The organism is Pectobacterium sp. IFB5596, from assembly GCF_021432585.1.
Classification (GTDB): domain Bacteria; phylum Pseudomonadota; class Gammaproteobacteria; order Enterobacterales; family Enterobacteriaceae; genus Pectobacterium; species Pectobacterium punjabense.
Map to the genome: position 1 here is coordinate 1 of NZ_LXFY01000009.1, position 17178 is coordinate 17178.

A 17178-nucleotide genomic window follows, 5' to 3' on the forward strand; every position below is an offset into this window, starting at 1 on the left:
TTGCGCCACGTCGGGAACGTGTCGCAAGCTGTCCGTTAAGCCTGATACCGACGAAGGCATCGCGCAGCGACATAATTTAGCCGGAAAGCCAGGGTTCACAGGGCGACGGCGACTGAGCCGCCCTGTGTCGGGCGCGTGCTACGAGGTAGCATGAAAATGATGTCATTATCGCGCACGAAACTGTCTCCGCGCTCACATAAAATGTGACTAAGAGAGAGCGAATTTACTCGAACAGGCTGTGGTGCAGCGTCTGTACCACTCGTTCTGCATCGTCACCCGGTACCAGGAAGCACAGGTTGTTGCTGCTGGCACCGTAGCAGATCAGACGAATGCGGAAAGGTTCCAGCACGCCAAACACTTCTTTCCCTACGCCACAGGCCTGAGACAGCTTGTTGCCGATCAGCGCGACCAGTGACAGGTTCTCTTCAACCTCGACTCGACACAACGATGACAGCTCGGTCAGCAGGGCGCTGGACAGCAGGCTGTCGCCCGTTGAGGTAGAGCCGGTGGTATCAAGTGTCAGGGCCACGTTGACTTCTGACGTGGTGATCAGGTCAACGGAGATGTTGTGACGCGCCAAAATACTGAACACTTCTGCCAGAAAGCCGCGAGTGTGCAGCATGTTGAGGCTGTGCAGTGTGAGCAACGTTTGCTTACGGCGTAGCGCCAGCGCGCGGAACAGCGGCGGATTTTCTGTTTTATTGCACACCAGCGTTCCGCCTGCGGCTGGATCTTTGCTGGAACCAACGAACACGGGGATATCACTACGCACCGCAGGCAACAGCGTGGCTGGGTGCAGGACTTTCGCGCCAAATGTCGCCATTTCGGCGGCTTCTTCAAACATGATTTGATCGATGCGTTTTGCTGTCGGCACCACGCGTGGATCGGTGGTGTAGATGCCGGGGACATCGGTCCAGATATCAATCCGGCTGACGTTGAGCGCTTCGCCCAGCAATGCTGCCGTATAATCGCTACCGCCGCGACCCAACGTGGTTGTGCGGCCTTTTGCTTCGCTGCCGATAAAGCCCTGAGTAATCACCAAACCTTGTTCAAGACGTGGCTGCAACTGGCTACGCGTCAGTTCGCCCAGTACGTCACAATCTGGCTGTGCGCGGCCAAAATGATCGTCGGTTCGCATGATTTTACGCACATCAAACCACTCAGCTACTACATCGCGCTGGCGAAGGATCTCAACAAACAACAGGGTAGACATCAGTTCGCCATGGCTGACCAGTTCATCGGTCAGTGCGTTGGATGTCGCGAGCGCTGCGGCTTCAGAAAGCGTGGTTACGCTGTCCAGCATGCGATCAATTTCATCACGAATAACGCTCTGATTGGTCAGCTTGTCGATAATGGCGTATTGGATCTGGCGGATCTTCGCCAGATGTTCGGCGCGCGTTTCTGGCGTCTGGCCTTCCGCGAGCGCGACCAGTAAATTGGTGATACCCGCCGATGCCGATAGCACGACAACGCGAACATTCGGATTAGACAACACCACATCGGCGCTGCGATTCATGGCGTCAAAGTCCGCCACGCTGGTGCCGCCAAATTTGGCAATAACGGTAGAGTTCGCGTTTGCGGATACTTCAGTTGCAGACATGTCAAAAAACCTCGTGTCAGGGGTAGGCTGTTTTCAGTAAACAGCATTCCATTAAATCAGCCTTGGCACAGGGGGAGAGCGGTAAGTAGGGGGCAGGCGTAGAAAATCGCTACGATACACCCAGAAGCGCTCCACCTTGCTAAACGTCCATCAGGACGAATCTGGTGACAACCCAGAGGATTCAGCCTCTGTAGTCGATAGGGTGAAAGCCGTATTTCACCTCATCTCGGCGTCGCTCCCCCTCAGATATCATCAGCGGATTACGGTTCCTCCGATACCTTACCTGGGCGACGCGCCTCTTCTGGCTTGCACACCGAGTGTGCAAGTACGGTGTTACAAATAACGGGTTATGCGGTTTCTGTCAATAAACAAAACGGCATGAGCCGCTTTTAGCAAGAAAAGGGATCTCAATCTGGATTTTAAGGGATACAATCGATTCAGTCACTTTGAACTCATGCTTAGAGAGAAAGTCGCATTATGAAAAATATTAATCCAAGCCAAACTGCCGCCTGGCAGGCATTACAACACCATTTTGACGCGATGAAAGACGTGCAAATCAGCGAGCTGTTTGCACAGGATAGCGATCGTTTCGCGCATTTTTCCGCGACGTTCGACGATCAGATGCTGGTGGATTACTCCAAAAACCGCATCACGGCTGAAACGATGGAAAAACTGCACGCGCTGGCGCGGGAAACCGACCTGTCTGCGGCGATTCAGTCCATGTTTGCCGGCGAGAAAATCAACCGCACGGAAGACCGCGCCGTTCTGCACGTTGCCCTGCGTAACCGCAGCAACACGCCGATTCTGGTGGATGGCAAGGATGTGATGCCGGAAGTCAACGCGGTGCTGGCGAAGATGAAAGATTTCAGCGAACGTGTGATTGGCGGTGAATGGAAAGGCTATACCGGCAAAACCATTACCGATGTGGTTAACATCGGTATTGGCGGCTCCGATCTGGGCCCGTTCATGGTAACGGAAGCGCTGAAGCCTTATAAAAATCACCTCAACATGCACTTTGTCTCTAACGTTGACGGCACGCACATCGCTGAAACGTTGAAGCCGCTGAACCCAGAAACCACGCTGTTCCTCGTCGCGTCGAAAACCTTCACCACGCAGGAAACCATGACCAACGCGCACAGTGCTCGCGACTGGTTCCTGAAAACGGCGCAGGACGAGAAACACGTTGCCAAGCACTTTGCTGCGCTGTCCACCAACGCGAAAGCCGTCGGCGAATTTGGTATCGATACCGACAACATGTTCGAATTCTGGGACTGGGTGGGCGGACGCTACTCTCTGTGGTCGGCGATTGGGCTGTCGATCATCCTTTCTCTGGGTTTTGAAAACTTTGAAAAACTGCTCAGCGGCGCGCACGCGATGGACAAGCACTTTGCTTCCACGCCTGCGGAGAAAAACCTGCCTGTGTTGCTGGCGCTTATCGGCATTTGGTACAACAATTTCTTCGGTGCTGAAACTGAGGCGATTCTGCCGTATGACCAATACATGCACCGCTTTGCCGCCTATTTCCAACAGGGGAATATGGAATCTAACGGGAAATCAGCCGATCGCAACGGCAACCCAGTGGATTACCAGACTGGGCCGATTATCTGGGGTGAGCCGGGCACAAACGGCCAACATGCGTTCTACCAGTTAATTCATCAGGGTACCAAACTGGTTCCGTGTGATTTTATCGCACCGGCTGTTAGCCATAACCCATTGAGCGATCACCACAGCAAGCTACTGTCGAACTTCTTTGCACAGACGGAAGCGCTGGCGTTCGGTAAGAGCCGTGAGGTAGTGGAAGCGGAATTTGCGGCTGCGGGTAAAAGTGCAAAAGACGTAGAACACGTGGCACCATTCAAGGTATTTGAAGGTAACCGCCCGACCAACTCGATCCTGCTGCGTGAAATCACCCCGTACAGTCTGGGTGCGTTGATCGCACTGTATGAGCATAAGATCTTTACGCAAGGCGCGATCCTGAACATCTTCACGTTCGATCAGTGGGGCGTGGAATTAGGTAAGCAACTGGCGAACCGTATTCTGCCAGAGCTGGAAAATGATAATACGATCGACAGTCATGACAGCTCCACCAACGGGTTGATCAACCGCTTCAAGGCGTGGCGTAACTAATCGGGCCTGTGCCCTTTGGTTTTTTAATCGCAAGGAGGAAGATATGCAGGTTCGTATGTTGTTGGGGCTATCAGCGGCAGTCTTGCTGGCAGGGTGCAGCAGTACCAGCCAACTCAGCGCCGCTGGGCAGGCCGTGACGTTCACGGATACCAAACCAGGAAGCGAATGCCAGCTATTGGGGCAAGTTAGCGGTAGCCAGTCGAACTGGCTGGCGGGCAACCATGGCGACGGTAGTGCTATGCGCGGTGCGGCAAACGACCTGCGTAATAAAGCGGCAGCGCTGGGCGGCAACACTATCTATGGTGCCACCAGCCCGAGTGAAACCTTCTGGTCAAGCTTTGCGCCGCTGGACAGCAAGATGAACGGCAGCGTTTACAAGTGTCCTTAAGCTAAAAAGAAATACGGTGAGAGCCTTGCTCTCACCGTATTCATCACCGTCATTGCCCGGCGTCGTCCTGATGCTGTTTCATGCCTAAATCCAGTGGTGTTTTACTGGCTTCCCCACCGATTTCCCGCGCCAGACGCGGCACCAGATAGCCAGACACCTTTTTCATTAGCGCTTTGACTAAGGCACGCGCCTCGTTGTCATCCACCAGAAAATGGGCGGCACCTTGTACCTTATCCAGCACGTGTAGGTAATAAGGGAGAATTCCTGCGTCAAATAGCGCATTACTGAGCCGGGCGAGTGTCTCTGCGTTGTCATTCACTCCGCGCAGCAACACGCTTTGGTTGAGCAGCGTCACACCTGCACGGCGCAAACGCGCCATACTTTGTGTTAAATCAGGATCAATTTCCTGCGGGTGGTTAATATGCGTCACCAGCAATACCTGAAGCGAACTGCGTGCTAGACGATCGCACAGTGCATCGGTAATACGGGCGGGGATCACCACAGGCAAACGGCTGTGAATACGCAGGCGTTTCACGTGCGGGATGTGTTCCAGTTCAGTGATAAGCCAATCCAACTCGTGGTCTTTGGCCATCAGCGGATCGCCGCCGGAAAAAATGATTTCATCTAGCTCAGCGTGCTGGCGGATATAATCCAGCGCCTGACGCCAGTTTGCCTTATTGCCCTGATTATCCTGGTACGGGAAATGGCGGCGGAAGCAGTAGCGACAGTTCACCGCGCAGCCGCCTTTAACCAGCAATAACGCGCGGTTATGATATTTATGCAGTAGCCCAGGGACGACGCTGTGTTGCTCATCAAGCGGATCGTGGGTGAAGCCTGGTGTGACAACAAACTCCTCACGTGCGGTCAATACCTGTAGTAGCAACGGATCGTCAGGATTGCCTTTTTGCATCCGCGCGGCGAATGCGCGCGGTACACGCAGAGCAAAAAGCCGCCGTGCATCATGCCCTTGCCGGAGTTTTTCGTGATCGGCCAGAGCCAAAAGTTGTAGCAATTCATCAGGATCGGTGATTACGTCCGCAAGTTGCTGCAACCAATCTTCTCTGGAAGGTATATTTAGGGTTACAATGTGTGCCATTTTTTTGGCTTCGTACCAGTGTTAAATTGTAGAGGGCCTTTATGGCGACTTATCTTAGCAACGATTTCCGTTCCGGTCTTAAAATCATGTTCGAAGGCGAGCCGTATGCCATCGAATCCAGTGAATTTGTTAAGCCGGGTAAAGGCCAGGCTTTTGCTCGTGTGAAAATGCGTCGCCTGTTGACGGGCTCTCGTGTTGAAAAAACCTTCAAGTCTACCGACTCAGCAGAAGGTGCAGACGTAGTAGATACCAACATGAGCTACCTGTATAACGACGGTGAGTTCTACCACTTCATGCACCCTGAGACATTTGAACAGCATCAGGTTGAAGAGAAGACCGTTGGTGATTCTGCAAAATGGTTGCAGGACAATGCCGAATGTATCGTTACGCTGTGGGATGGTCGTCCTATCGCCGTTCAGCCGCCGAATTTCATCGAAGCTGAAATCACCGATACCGATCCGGGTCTGAAAGGTGATACTGCCGGAACAGGTGGCAAGCCAGCGACGCTGAGCACCGGTGCTGTGGTTAAAGTGCCATTGTTCGTACAGATCGGCGAAGTTGTCAGAGTTGATACGCGTTCTGGTGAGTACGTTTCACGCGTTAAGTAATTTATACCCTTCATACTTCAAGCTGCGCGTGTGTTGGCAATACTCGGCTCATCTCTGAGCCTCGCCCTGAAGGGCCGCCGTAAACGGCGTTCAAATTGGCTAAGCCAATTTGTCCTTGCTCACCCCAGTCACTTACTGATGTAAGCTCCTGGGGATTAATGGACCTCATTTATGAGGTCCACCCTTCGGGCCAGCGCTAGCGCTGTTCAAATCGGTCTCTAACCAATTTGTCACTGCGTCGCCGCCTTCTCGCAACTCGAATTATCTTGGGTATACTCTGGACATGCCGCCTTCTGTGAGAGCGGCATTTTTAATTCATTTTTCCTCATTTGAGTCTCCCTCTGTTTTGCACCTCATCCGAAAAAACCTTCACAAGCATCAAAATTGTCTACGCTTAGAAAGCAGTCACTTTCGTACCGTTGAAATCCTACTCTCATAAAGAAGGAATCGAGTATGTTGAAGAAAGCGTTTGTTGCCATTTTCTCTCTGGTTATTCTTTCCGCAGTGGTGGGGTGTAATACCACTCGAGGCGTTGGGCAAGATGTGGAAGCGGGTGGGAAGGCTATTCAGCGCAGCGCCCAATAACCGTCATACTTCAAGCTGCATGTGTGTTGGCAATACTCGGCTCATCTCTGAGCCTCGCCCTGAAGGGCCGCCGTAAACGGCGTTCAAATTGGCTAAGCCAATTTGTCCTCGCTCACCCCAGTCACTTACTGATGTAAGTTCCTGGGGATTAATGGACCTCATAAATGAGGTCCACCCTTCGGGCCAGCGCGAACGCTGTTCAAATCGGTCTCTAACCGATTTGTCTCTGCGTTGCCGCCTGCATGCAACTCGAATTATCTAGGTATGCTTTAGGAAATAAGTCGTAATAACTTTTCCGAGTGGAAGAAAATGCCGTGATGGTGTTTTCTTCCCCGCGGCGAGATAATGTGAAAGTGGATCACTCGGAGAAGTAATAATGTCGCCTCTTTTCATTACTGTCGGCATGCTGACGCTGAGCAATATATTTATGACGTTCGCCTGGTATGGGCATTTACGCTATTTCAGCGGCCGAACCTGGGTAATTGCTGCGTTGATCAGCTGGGGTATCGCATTATTCGAATACCTCTTACAGGTACCTGCAAATAGAATTGGCTATCAGGTCGCCTCTGCGGGTCAATTGAAAATATTGCAGGAAGTGATCAGCCTTTCTGTATTTATCCCTTTCTCCATGTTTATTTTAAAAGAACCGTTTCGCACCGATTATATTTGGGCGGGGCTATGCCTGCTGGGCGCGGTTTTCTTTATGTTTCGCGATAAGATTATGGGATAACGCTATCGGTTACCCCCCTGTGTTGCGACCAATACGATCAGGTTACTGATTGACCCAAATGAGCGCCTCAGTTGGGAAGCCGTAGCGTTTGGCCGTGGCGAGTAGTTTGTCGCGCGTCACGGCATCCAGCGTTGGCGTGCGTGAGAGAATCCACAGATAGTCACGATTCGGCCCGCAAATCAGGGCGTAGCGGTAGTCGTCATCCAGTTCAATAATGTTGTAACCGCCATAGAACGGCCCGAAGAACGATACTTTTAGCGCTCCGCGCTGGGGCGATCCCGTGAAATACGCCTTTCCGATACTTTCTTTCCATTCCTGTTTTTCGACGTTAAAGCCGCGATTGATCACCTTGATGCCGCCGTCATCCCGTGGGCTGTAGGTTGCCGTTACGCGCTCCAGATTGCGCTCAAAGCGGTGGTCGAGACGGGCGATTTCATACCAGGTGCCGAGGTAACGATTGACGTCAAATTTTTCCACCACGCTGACGTTATCGGGCGGTGTTACGCTACAGGCGACAGAGAAGAGTGCTACCAGCACAGCAACACATGTTTTCCCATATCGTCTGATTTTGAAGATAAGAGATTTGAAGAACGTTGTGTTAGAGCGAATAGTATTAAAGCGAATAGCGTTAAAGCGCACCATATTGACGTCTCATTGGTTTAATCTTTGTTCCAGTGTAGACGATGGACGTAGTCAGGCGGGGAAAAAAACGGCCTGCATTACACAGGCCGTTAAGTAGGGGGTCACCTTTACAGCGTTACATCTACAGCGTGACGACACCGATGACGGTAACGACAGTCAGGATTGCCGCCAGACCATAGAATACCCATTTTCCGGCTGGAACGTGGATTTTCAGGTCGTGCATCGCGTGGTGGATGCGGTGCAGGCCACACCAGAGCGGCAGCACAATCATCAGCAGTAAAAATACGCGACCGATAAAGCTCTGGCTGAATGTGGCGATGCGTTCGTAAGTTAGCGCGTCTGGGAACAACCCCAGAGGCAGCATCACACCGACCAGCAGGATGATTACCGGAGCGAAGAACGCGCTCCACATCCCACCAGCACCGAACAGACCCCAGAAAGGAGGCTCGTCAGAACGTTTTGGCGTTGGGTTAATCACATTATTTCTCCTGTTCAGAATAGTAAGGCGATCGCCAGAACGGCTACGGTTACCACCACGGTGACAGCCCAAAGCCCTTTAATGATTGGCTCTGGCCCCATTTTTTCGTCTTTAATGACGATGATGCTGGCCTTAGGTGCCAGCTCAAACCAGGTTTTGGTATGCAGCGCAGCAGCCAGCAGAGCCACGATATTGATCAGCAATACCAGCGGGTTTTGCAGGAAGCTGACGAAGTTTGCCCAGCCTTCTGGCCCGTTTTTTAGTGCGAAGACGCCGCACATCAGGACGATGCTAAACCAGACCGCAGGGACGGCAGTCCCTTCACGCAACATATAAAAGCGGTAGAACCCCAGCTTTTTCCACCAGGTTGGCGACATATCGCGAACATACGCTTTACGTTTAGTTGTCATCATTGTCCCTCCCTTATTGTGGTTTCAGCATGGCAATCATGAAGTCTTTCGCGCTTTCGACTTTGCCTTGCTGGATAGCAGCAGCAGGATCGACGTGCTTCGGACACACTTCTGAGCAGTAGCCCACAAACGTACAGGACCAGACGCCGTTATTACCGTTCAATTGCGTCATGCGCTCTTTCTTGCCGTGATCGCGGTTGTCCAGGTTATAGCGGTGCGCCAGCGTAATTGCAGCCGGACCGATGAATTCAGGGTTCAGACCGAACTGCGGGCACGCCGCATAACACAGACCGCAGTTAATACAGCCAGAGAACTGGTGATACTTCGCCATCTGCGCTGGAGTCTGTTTATTCGGGCCGTCAGCGGGTTTACGGTCGTTGCCGATGATATACGGCTTGATGGCTTCCAGACTCTCGATGAAGTGGGTCATGTCGACCACCAGATCGCGCTCGATAGGGAAGTTGCCCAGCGCTTCGACCTTCAGACCATTCGTGTATTCACGTAGGAAGGTTTTACAGGCTAATTTAGGGACGTTGTTCACCATCATGCCGCAGGAGCCGCAGATTGCCATACGGCAGGACCAGCGGTAAGAGAGATCCGGTGCCAGGTTATCCTTGATATAACCCAACGCATCCAGCAGCGACGTTTGTGTGTTATACGGGACATCGAACGTCTCAAAATACGGTTCGCGATCCTGTTCCGGGTTGTAGCGCATGACGTCCATTTTCAGGGTTTTGATCATCTCAGCCATTCGCCTGCTCCTTCTTGCTGCCTTCCTGTGCATCACCTTCTGCACCATAGACGCGTTTAGCCGGTGGCAGTTTGGTAATCTTCACACCGCTGTACTCCAAACGAGGTGCGCCTTCTGGGTTATAAAACGCCAGCGTATGCTTCAGGAAGTTGACGTCATCACGCTCGGTACATCCGTCATCCAGACGCTGGTGCGCGCCGCGGGATTCTTTACGGTTGATTGCCGAGTGCGCCATACATTCCGCAACATCCAGGCTGTGGCCTAGTTCAACGGTGTACAGCAGATCGGTGTTGAACACGCTGGAGCGGTCGGTGATTTTCACGCGTTTAAAGCGTTCTTTCAGCTCCGCCATCTTATCGACAGTTTTTTGCATCAGGTCGGTGGTGCGGTAAATACCACAGCCTTCCTCCATCGACATGCCCATTTCGTCGCGGATTTTCGCCCAGCTTTCGGTGCCTTCCTGATTCATCAGGTCATGTAGACGCTGTTCGATGTCACGCGTTTGTGCGTCCAGCACTGTACCGTTGGCGGGTGCTGCTGCCTGTGCGCGTTGCACAGCGTGCTCACCTGCGACGCGACCAAAGACCACCAGTTCAGCCAGTGAATTGGAACCCAGACGGTTCGCCCCGTGCAGACCAACAGAAGAGCATTCGCCGACGGCAAACAGCCCTTTGATGCGTGTCTCGCAGTTCTGATCGGTTTCAATGCCGCCCATTGTGTAGTGCGCCGTAGGACGAATAGGAATCGGTTCCTTCACAGGATCGACGCCAACATAGGCTTTTGCCAGTTCGCAGATGAACGGCAGACGTTCCTTGAGTTTTTTCTCGCCGAGGTGGCGCAGATCGAGGTAAACCACATCGCCCAGCGGGGTTGAGACGGTGCGGCCTGCGCGCCATTCGTGCCAGAATGCCTGCGAGACTTTATCGCGCGGGCCCAGCTCCATGTATTTGTTTTTCGGTTGGCCTAGCGGTGTTTCCGGGCCCATGCCGTAGTCTTGCAGATAACGGTAGCCGTCTTTGTTGACCATGATACCGCCTTCGCCACGGCAGCCTTCAGTCATCAGAATACCGGAACCGGGCAAACCGGTCGGGTGATACTGCACGAACTCCATATCACGCAGCGGGACGCCGTGGCGGAATGCCATGCCCATGCCGTCGCCGGTGACGATGCCGCCATTGGTGTTATAGCGGTACACGCGTCCTGCTCCGCCAGTCGCCAGTACTACAGCATTAGCGCGGATCTGAATCAGCGAACCTTCCATCATGTTGATGGCTACGAGGCCGCGCGCCTGGCCATCATCGACCAGAACGTCGAGGACGAAGTGCTCATCAAAACGTTGGATTTGTGGATATTTAAGGGAGGTTTGGAACAGCGTATGCAGCATGTGGAAGCCGGTTTTATCGGCGGCAAACCAGGTGCGTTCAATCTTCATTCCGCCAAAGCGGCGAACGTTGACAGAACCATCCGGTTTACGGCTCCAGGGGCAGCCCCACTGTTCTAGTTGAATCATCTCTTCCGGGCAGTGTTTGACGAAGTGCTCAACAACGTCCTGTTCACACAGCCAGTCGCCACCGGATACGGTGTCGTTGAAGTGATAATCGAAACTATCGTGTTCCTGAGTCACCGCGGCTGATCCACCTTCTGCTGCCACGGTATGGCTACGCATTGGGTAGACTTTTGAGATCAGCGCTATTTTCAGTTGGGGATTGGCTTCTGCGGCAGCAATTGCTGCGCGTAGGCCAGCACCCCCGGCCCCGATAATGGCCAAATCAGCGTTAAAGGTTTGCAATGCATTCCTCCAGTTACTTAAGTTAATTAAGTTAAAATAAAAAAATAATATCTATTCATTTCTGTCTTTATATCCGAGCTTAATATCAAACCCGCTTAAAATTGTGTGATAGACCTATAAAGAATAGATAAACCTATAATTTTTGTGTGGGAATAATTATACCGAATTATAGGTAGACGAAATTTGATGTGATCCTGCATTTTGTGGTTTTTTCAGCGGGTTCCGTATTTATTGATAAAAACGTGATCGAAAGGCTTATTTACGGGGAAATAATGCTTTTATTTCTTTAATAACCCTTTTGAAGGGGATATAGAAAAATGATTCACTGGATATAATTTACAGCGGCCACCTTCAGCGCCCTCCCGAAGAGAAGAATTAGCATTGCTAAAACCCCGCGGAGGCACTTTTTCTGCTGGAAATTTGGGCTGATGCGGGTAGACTGCATCCCCTATTTTGACTTTGGAGTAAGAACCATGAGCGAGACGACAAGTTGGCAACCTAGTGCTTCTGTCGCTAATTTGTTGAAAAGAGCGTCGATAGTTGCAGCGGTCCGACGTTTCTTCACCGATCGTGGGGTGCTCGAAGTTGAAACGCCAGCGATGAGCCAGGCTACGGTAACGGATGTTTTCTTATATCCGTTCCAAACCCGTTTCGTTGGCCCCGGTGCTGCGGATGGTATGACGCTGTATTTGATGACCAGCCCGGAATATCACATGAAACGCCTGCTGGCTGCTGGTAGCGGGCCGATCTTTCAACTGTGCCGCAGTTTCCGCAACGAAGAATCTGGCCGACACCACAATCCTGAATTCACCATGCTGGAATGGTATCGCCCTCATTATGATATGTATCGCCTGATGAATGAGGTCGATGATCTGTTGCAGCAGGTGCTGGACTGTGAAAGTGCAGAAATGCTCTCTTATCAGCAGGCATTTTTACGCCATCTGGAGATTGACCCCCTCTCTGTTGATAAAGCGCAACTGCGCGAATCCGCAGAAAAACTCGGGTTGGGTGATATTGCCTGCCGCGAAGACGATCGCGATTTGCTGGTGCAGATGCTGTTTACCTTTGGCGTAGAGCCGAATATTGGTCGCGACAAACCGGCGTTTGTCTACCATTTCCCAGCCACGCAAGCCTCGTTGGCAGAGATCAGTTCGGAGGATCATCGCGTCGCCGAGCGTTTTGAAGTCTATTTTAAAGGGATTGAGCTGGCGAACGGCTTTCGTGAATTAACCGATGCCGATGAACAACGTCAGCGTTTCGAGCAGGATAACCGCAAGCGTGCCGCGCGTGGTTTGCCACAGCAGCCGATCGATGAAAACCTGCTGGCGGCGCTGAAACAGGGTTTGCCTGAGTGTTCCGGTGTGGCGTTGGGTGTGGATCGTTTGATCATGCTGGCACTGAAGGCTGAGAGCCTGAGTGACGTGATTGCGTTCTCCGTCGAGCGCGCATAGCAGACTTGCAGCAGGGCGGCGCCAGATCTGGCTGCCGCCCGTTTTCCTTTCTTATAAGCTGCCCGGCGTCCGCTGCCGTGGCGTCAGCGTTTTCCCACTGCGCGACAGATTATCCATTTTCACCTGGAACGGTGGGAAAGGAAGCTCCAGATTATGCTTGCGGTAGTTTTCCAGAATTAACTGATGCAGTTCGTGGCGCAGTGGCATACGGTGCCCCATTTCGGCGGCGAAAACGCGCAGTTCAAAAATCTGAATCCCTTGTTGTAGATCGACGAGGAAGGCTTCAGGTTCTGGCGTATCGAGGATCAGAGAACAACGCTTCACCGCATCCATGAGTAATTCCGTCACTTCCTGGCTGTTCGCGTTCGCTGGTGCGGGCACCGTCATCACCACACGCGTAACTGAATCCGACAGTGACCAGTTGATAAACTGCTCGGTGATAAATGCCTTGTTTGGCACGATGATCTCTTTGCGATCCCAGTCAGAAATGGTAGTGGCGCGGGTATTAATCCGCATGACGCTACCCGTAAGATCGCGGATCGTGACCGTATCGCCGATACGGATCGGTTTCTCAAACAGAATGATCAGGCCGGAGATAAAGTTAGCGAAGATCTCCTGCAAGCCGAACCCGAGTCCCACACCCAGAGCAGCAACCAGCCATTGCAGTTTCGACCATTCGATCCCGATCAGCGAGAAGCCCATCAGACAGCCGATCAGCATTAGAATATATTTGCTGATGGTAGTAATCGCATAACCGCTGCCTGGCGACAGGTCCAAGTGTTGGAGGATCGCCAACTCCAGCAGGGCGGGCAGGTTGCGTACTAACTGTGCGGTAATAATGAAGATCAGAATCGCGATGAGCACAGACCCCAACGTAATGGCCTGCACGCTCTCCACGCCTTTAACCGTGCTGGAAACATCCCATAGACTGATGTTCTCCAGAAACGCGAAGGCCGAATGAATTTCTGACCACAGTGCGATCACGGAAACCAGTGCGATCAGCGTCAGAATGGATCGCACCAGCTGCAAGGATTTAGCGCTGATGGCATCCAGATCGACCACCGGCTCTTCGACGGCTTCCGAGCTGCTTTCATGGGACGAAGTAGGCTGAGTGTCTTCTTCGCCTTTGGCACGCTGTGCCAGAATCTCCGAGCGCCGCTGTTTGGCACGGTCGAAGGCAATACGACGCCGCTGAATCAGCATCCAACGGCGAATAATGTGGTAAACCACCAGCAGGAAGAACCAGATCGAGACGGAGGTTTCCAGTCGCGCCAACAGCGCCTGTGCGGTCGCCAGATAGCCGATGCAGGAGGCCAGCGCGGCAACGAGCGGCACACCGATCAGGATGTTCCACATCGCCCGGTTAACGGAGTTTTCCCCCGACCCCTCTTTATCCAGATACAGTGGGATACCCGCGCGTTTTAATCCCGTGGTGACTAAGCTCAATGCCATACAGAGGAGGATGAAGCAGAGCCGCCCCAGCGTGCTGGAGAACTCGCGGTCATTGAGCTTATCGAACGTAATCAGCGCCATAATTAACGGCACGATAAAGGCGATGGAGAGACGGTAATAGCGCATCGCTCTGGCTACGCGCTCTGGCGACCAGCGGAAGTGGACAATGAACAGCCCTTGTGGATGTGCGAATGAGGCGCTGATCATCACCAGCCACATTAACGGTACGGTAGCGGTGACGCTGTCGCCGATGGCTACGGCAATCGGGTAAGGCCAGGCGTTTTGCAGCCCGTAGCCCAAGGCAGCCCAGAGCACCGGCAGCGGTAGGGCAGTAAGGATGGACCAGAACACAGTACGCAGCGTCAGCATAAAGTGATCGAGCGTGACCTTGCCGACACGGCTGCTCGCACGCTCCATAAACGCGTGGTAGTGACGGCGGGAACTGACGCTGAAGCCAACCAGCAGCAGTGCACCCAGCAGCGGCAACACGGTTTCCTGACTGGTCACCATCATGACCAGTGCACTACCCAACTGCGTCAGTGTATCCAATGACAGCAGCCGCGTCAGATCCTGCACCAGCTTGAGCGGGTAGGCGAATGTCACAGGCTCAACATCAGCGACCCAAAACAGATCGCGGTGGGCTGCTTCGCGCGTTTCAGTTAAGGCATCCGCCAGCTGGTTATTGGCGACTTTGAGTTTGGTGAGTTCCAATATCTGTGAATCACAGCCGGAGATCAGCGACGTCAGCAGGTCGCGCTGGGTACGCATCTGATCGGTCAGAATACGCTGCTGTGCGCTGGTCAGCGGATCGCCGTTATCTTGCTTGGCGTTATCAAAATCTTGCGGTTTGTTGATCAGGTCTTCAAAGTGCAGCCGCTGTACGCGGAGCTGCGCCATATCGCTATCCAGCAACTGAGGTTTGGGCATTTCCGGCAGGCGAGCGATTTGTGCGCGTAACGTTTCTCCCAGTATCGGTGAAACGCCGAGCCACTGGGCCTGTTCGCGGATGGTACTTAGCGCCTGGCGAACCTGAATCGTGTGTGTCGCTGCCTGACGCTGCTGAGAAGCAATCAGATCCATCCGCTGTGCCTGTTGATTCAGCGCGACGGAGAGCTCACGGTTAACCTGTAGCTGCTTGCTGATGACGGCGGGTAAATCACCACTTTGTTCTGCGAGAAGCTCGGTGCGTTCTAATGCCTGCTCGGCTTCACGCTGGCGCAGATTGTTGAGTCGGCTGCGTAAATCTTGTTGCAGCAGATCCAGTCTATCGTGGCGCTTTTTATACAGTTCGACGCGTAACCGGGATAGCTCCTGACGGTTACTGGCTGAAAGCTGTGCCAGCTCCAGCTCGTCCACCCGACTTTTGCGCAGGGCGGATTCGGCCTGAAGTGCGATGAGCTGTGCTTGCCCCAGCGGCGTAGCGGGTGTACCGAGAGACTGAATTCGGCGTTCCGCCTCGCTTTGCATGCGGCTGGCTTCAGTTTGCTGTTGTGGAAGCTGACTCAGTGAATCGCCGATTTCACGCAGTCGATCCTGCTCCTGCTGGAGCTGACGGGCTTGTTCCAACAGTTGGCTGCTCGTTTGTAGCAACTGTTGTTCGAGATCGTTACTGGAAAGGCTTTCTGAAATGGATGAAGGTTTGCCATCTTCGGCATTAAGCTGGCGACGCAGCTCTTGAACCAGTTTGGGGAAATCATCAATGACGCGCTGATACTGCGTGGCGCGTTCTTGCGCTTCTTTGCGATCCTGCAAGGTATTCAGCGCAGCCTGGTATTCCTCAACGACTTTCGCCTGATCGGCCGCACCTTTGTTGGCTTCCGCCTGCTGTAGCTGCTGGCGTAATTGCGCCTCATTGGGCGCAGTGGCAGCCAACGCGGCGGTTGATAATAAACATCCCAGAAGAAAAGTCAGAATCAAACGCACGTTAGCTACCTTCTACAAACAACACTTTTACAAGCGACTAAAGTCGGACGTTATTTACGGTGCGTCGGGCTTGTGGCCTGTCTGCGTGCCGTTTTCTTCCAGCTCGGTGCCTTCCGGGAAGACAACGGATGCTGGCTCATCTTGACGGACTTCGGCAAATGGCTCACCCATACGGGTCACACTCATGGTATTCAGGTGTGCGGCAAACTGGAGATTATTGCCTGTGGCAAACAGGTTAATCACCGTTGAGCCCAGCTTGAAGCGACCCATTTCTTCGCCTTTCGCCAGCACGATGGCACCTTCTTCGCCCGCCTGCGGGTAAGTCCAACGTTTGATGATACCTTCACGCGGTGGCGTCACCACGCCCGACCACACGGTTTCGATACTGCCGACAATGGTTGCGCCGACTAGAATTTGTGCCAATGGGCCAAACTCAGTATCAAACAAGCAAATGACGCGTTCGTTACGCGCAAACAGATTCGGCACGTTATCTGCCGTCAGCAGATTGACGGAGAACAGATCACCTGGGACGTAAATCATTTCACGCAATACGCCGTCACACGGCATGTGGAGGCGGTGATAGTCACGCGGCGAAAGATAAATGGTGGCAAACAGGCCGTCGCGGAACAGATCGGCCATCACATAGTTGCCAGCCAGCAGCGCTTCTAGCGTGTAATCATGATGTTTTGCCTGAATCAGCTTGCCGTCGGTAATCGGGCCAAACTGCGATAGCACGCCGTCTGCCGGTTGCACCAGACGGTGCGCATGGGGATCGACAGGACGAATGCCTGGGCGAAGAGGGCGAACGAAAAATTCGTTAAACGTGCGATAGGAAGCGGTATCCGGCTGCTGAGCTTCCTGCATGTTGACGTTGTATTGACGGACAAACAGATCGATCACCAGCTTGGTGAGTTTTCCCGCACGCTTATTTGCTCCCCAGCCCGCTAAGCGGGTCAGCCAGATCTTGGGAAGCCAATACTGTAGTTTGATTTTAATATTATCCAGCACAGTGAGCCTCTTGGGTTAATAGTGCGCCATAAAACAAGCTTTCTGGGGAACACGCTTAGTACCGCCAGCGGTAACCCAGAAAGAGAGCAAGCGGATTCACTTACCCTCAAAGGGGGCGCATTGTAACGACGGTCATGATA

The 17178-nt window shown here is 53.0% G+C and carries 15 protein-coding genes and 1 riboswitch; of the genes, 6 read left to right on the forward strand and 9 right to left on the reverse strand.

Translation table 11 applies throughout. The features are described from left to right. Positions 1-223 precede the first annotated feature (223 nt). On the reverse strand, positions 224-1600 hold the full coding sequence (lysC, locus tag A6301_RS08735; protein WP_107168438.1) for a lysine-sensitive aspartokinase 3: 1377 nt from the start codon (positions 1598-1600) through the stop codon (positions 224-226). A gap of 116 nt (positions 1601-1716) precedes the next feature. Next, a riboswitch (Lysine riboswitch) is annotated at positions 1717-1909 on the reverse strand. A 168-nt stretch (positions 1910-2077) separates the two neighbouring features. Between lysC and pgi the strand changes: the two genes are divergently transcribed. Both pgi and A6301_RS08745 read left to right on the forward strand, forming a co-directional pair. Continuing rightward, positions 2078-3727 (forward strand): glucose-6-phosphate isomerase, encoded by a 1650-nt coding sequence (gene pgi, locus A6301_RS08740; RefSeq protein WP_107168437.1) that lies wholly within the window; start codon positions 2078-2080, stop codon positions 3725-3727. 43 nt (positions 3728-3770) lie between these two features. Beyond that, positions 3771-4115, forward strand: a complete 345-nt coding sequence (locus tag A6301_RS08745; RefSeq protein WP_205540365.1) for a DUF4156 domain-containing protein — start codon at positions 3771-3773, stop codon at positions 4113-4115. 49 nt (positions 4116-4164) lie between these two features. Here the strand turns inward: A6301_RS08745 and epmB are convergent, their stop codons facing one another. Next, complete coding sequence (epmB, locus tag A6301_RS08750) at positions 4165-5211, reverse strand: EF-P beta-lysylation protein EpmB (RefSeq protein ID WP_234257586.1); 1047 nt, start codon at positions 5209-5211, stop codon at positions 4165-4167. A gap of 41 nt (positions 5212-5252) precedes the next feature. Between epmB and efp the strand changes: the two genes are divergently transcribed. From efp to A6301_RS08765, 3 genes are all read left to right on the forward strand, one after another. Then, on the forward strand, positions 5253-5819 hold the full coding sequence (gene efp, locus A6301_RS08755) for an elongation factor P (RefSeq protein WP_107168434.1): 567 nt from the start codon (positions 5253-5255) through the stop codon (positions 5817-5819). A gap of 453 nt (positions 5820-6272) precedes the next feature. Beyond that, a complete protein-coding gene (locus A6301_RS08760; protein ID WP_005972977.1) occupies positions 6273-6404 on the forward strand; it encodes an entericidin A/B family lipoprotein in 132 nt (43 codons plus the stop codon). A gap of 376 nt (positions 6405-6780) precedes the next feature. Next, a complete protein-coding gene (locus tag A6301_RS08765) occupies positions 6781-7134 on the forward strand; it encodes a DMT family protein (protein ID WP_107168432.1) in 354 nt (117 codons plus the stop codon). 42 nt (positions 7135-7176) lie between these two features. Here the strand turns inward: A6301_RS08765 and A6301_RS08770 are convergent, their stop codons facing one another. The 5 genes from A6301_RS08770 to frdA all read right to left on the reverse strand — a co-directional run bounded on the left by A6301_RS08770 (position 7177) and on the right by frdA (position 11204). Next, entirely contained in the window at positions 7177-7776 is a 600-nt protein-coding gene (locus tag A6301_RS08770) for a lipocalin family protein (protein WP_234257587.1), read from the reverse strand. Between the two features lie 121 nt (positions 7777-7897). Next, positions 7898-8254, reverse strand: coding sequence for a fumarate reductase subunit FrdD (frdD, locus tag A6301_RS08775; protein WP_014701584.1), 357 nt, complete (start codon positions 8252-8254; stop codon positions 7898-7900). Between the two features lie 14 nt (positions 8255-8268). Further along, complete coding sequence (gene frdC, locus A6301_RS08780; protein ID WP_107168445.1) at positions 8269-8664, reverse strand: fumarate reductase subunit FrdC; 396 nt, start codon at positions 8662-8664, stop codon at positions 8269-8271. A gap of 13 nt (positions 8665-8677) precedes the next feature. Next, entirely contained in the window at positions 8678-9415 is a 738-nt protein-coding gene (locus tag A6301_RS08785; protein WP_205540363.1) for a succinate dehydrogenase/fumarate reductase iron-sulfur subunit, read from the reverse strand. Then, positions 9408-11204: a fumarate reductase (quinol) flavoprotein subunit gene (gene frdA, locus A6301_RS08790; protein ID WP_215484397.1), complete on the reverse strand. Its 1797-nt coding sequence runs from the start codon at positions 11202-11204 to the stop codon at positions 9408-9410. The genes A6301_RS08785 and frdA overlap by 8 nt, the downstream gene beginning before the upstream one ends. 473 nt (positions 11205-11677) lie before the next feature. Here frdA and epmA point away from each other — a divergent pair, with 473 nt between their 5' ends. After that, entirely contained in the window at positions 11678-12655 is a 978-nt protein-coding gene (gene epmA, locus A6301_RS08795) for an elongation factor P--(R)-beta-lysine ligase (RefSeq protein WP_234257588.1), read from the forward strand. A gap of 51 nt (positions 12656-12706) precedes the next feature. On the opposite strand, the gene mscM is transcribed toward epmA, so the two are convergent. Beyond that, complete coding sequence (gene mscM, locus A6301_RS08800; protein WP_107168403.1) at positions 12707-16030, reverse strand: miniconductance mechanosensitive channel MscM; 3324 nt, start codon at positions 16028-16030, stop codon at positions 12707-12709. A 54-nt stretch (positions 16031-16084) separates the two neighbouring features. Next, positions 16085-17038 (reverse strand): archaetidylserine decarboxylase, encoded by a 954-nt coding sequence (gene asd, locus A6301_RS08805; protein WP_205540360.1) that lies wholly within the window; start codon positions 17036-17038, stop codon positions 16085-16087. Positions 17039-17178: the final 140 nt, after the last annotated feature.

What these genes read in the sequence shown, in the direction of transcription:
- lysC (WP_107168438.1), bottom strand. Translation starts at nt 1,600, where the DNA reads ATGTCTGCAACTGAAGTATCCGCAAACGCGAACTCTACCGTTATTGCC.
- pgi (WP_107168437.1), top strand. Translation starts at nt 2,078, where the DNA reads ATGAAAAATATTAATCCAAGCCAAACTGCCGCCTGGCAGGCATTACAA.
- A6301_RS08745 (WP_205540365.1), top strand. Translation starts at nt 3,771, where the DNA reads ATGCAGGTTCGTATGTTGTTGGGGCTATCAGCGGCAGTCTTGCTGGCA.
- epmB (WP_234257586.1), bottom strand. Translation starts at nt 5,211, where the DNA reads ATGGCACACATTGTAACCCTAAATATACCTTCCAGAGAAGATTGGTTG.
- efp (WP_107168434.1), top strand. Translation starts at nt 5,253, where the DNA reads ATGGCGACTTATCTTAGCAACGATTTCCGTTCCGGTCTTAAAATCATG.
- A6301_RS08760 (WP_005972977.1), top strand. Translation starts at nt 6,273, where the DNA reads ATGTTGAAGAAAGCGTTTGTTGCCATTTTCTCTCTGGTTATTCTTTCC.
- A6301_RS08765 (WP_107168432.1), top strand. Translation starts at nt 6,781, where the DNA reads ATGTCGCCTCTTTTCATTACTGTCGGCATGCTGACGCTGAGCAATATA.
- A6301_RS08770 (WP_234257587.1), bottom strand. Translation starts at nt 7,776, where the DNA reads ATGGTGCGCTTTAACGCTATTCGCTTTAATACTATTCGCTCTAACACA.
- frdC (WP_107168445.1), bottom strand. Translation starts at nt 8,664, where the DNA reads ATGACAACTAAACGTAAAGCGTATGTTCGCGATATGTCGCCAACCTGG.
- A6301_RS08785 (WP_205540363.1), bottom strand. Translation starts at nt 9,415, where the DNA reads ATGGCTGAGATGATCAAAACCCTGAAAATGGACGTCATGCGCTACAAC.
- epmA (WP_234257588.1), top strand. Translation starts at nt 11,678, where the DNA reads ATGAGCGAGACGACAAGTTGGCAACCTAGTGCTTCTGTCGCTAATTTG.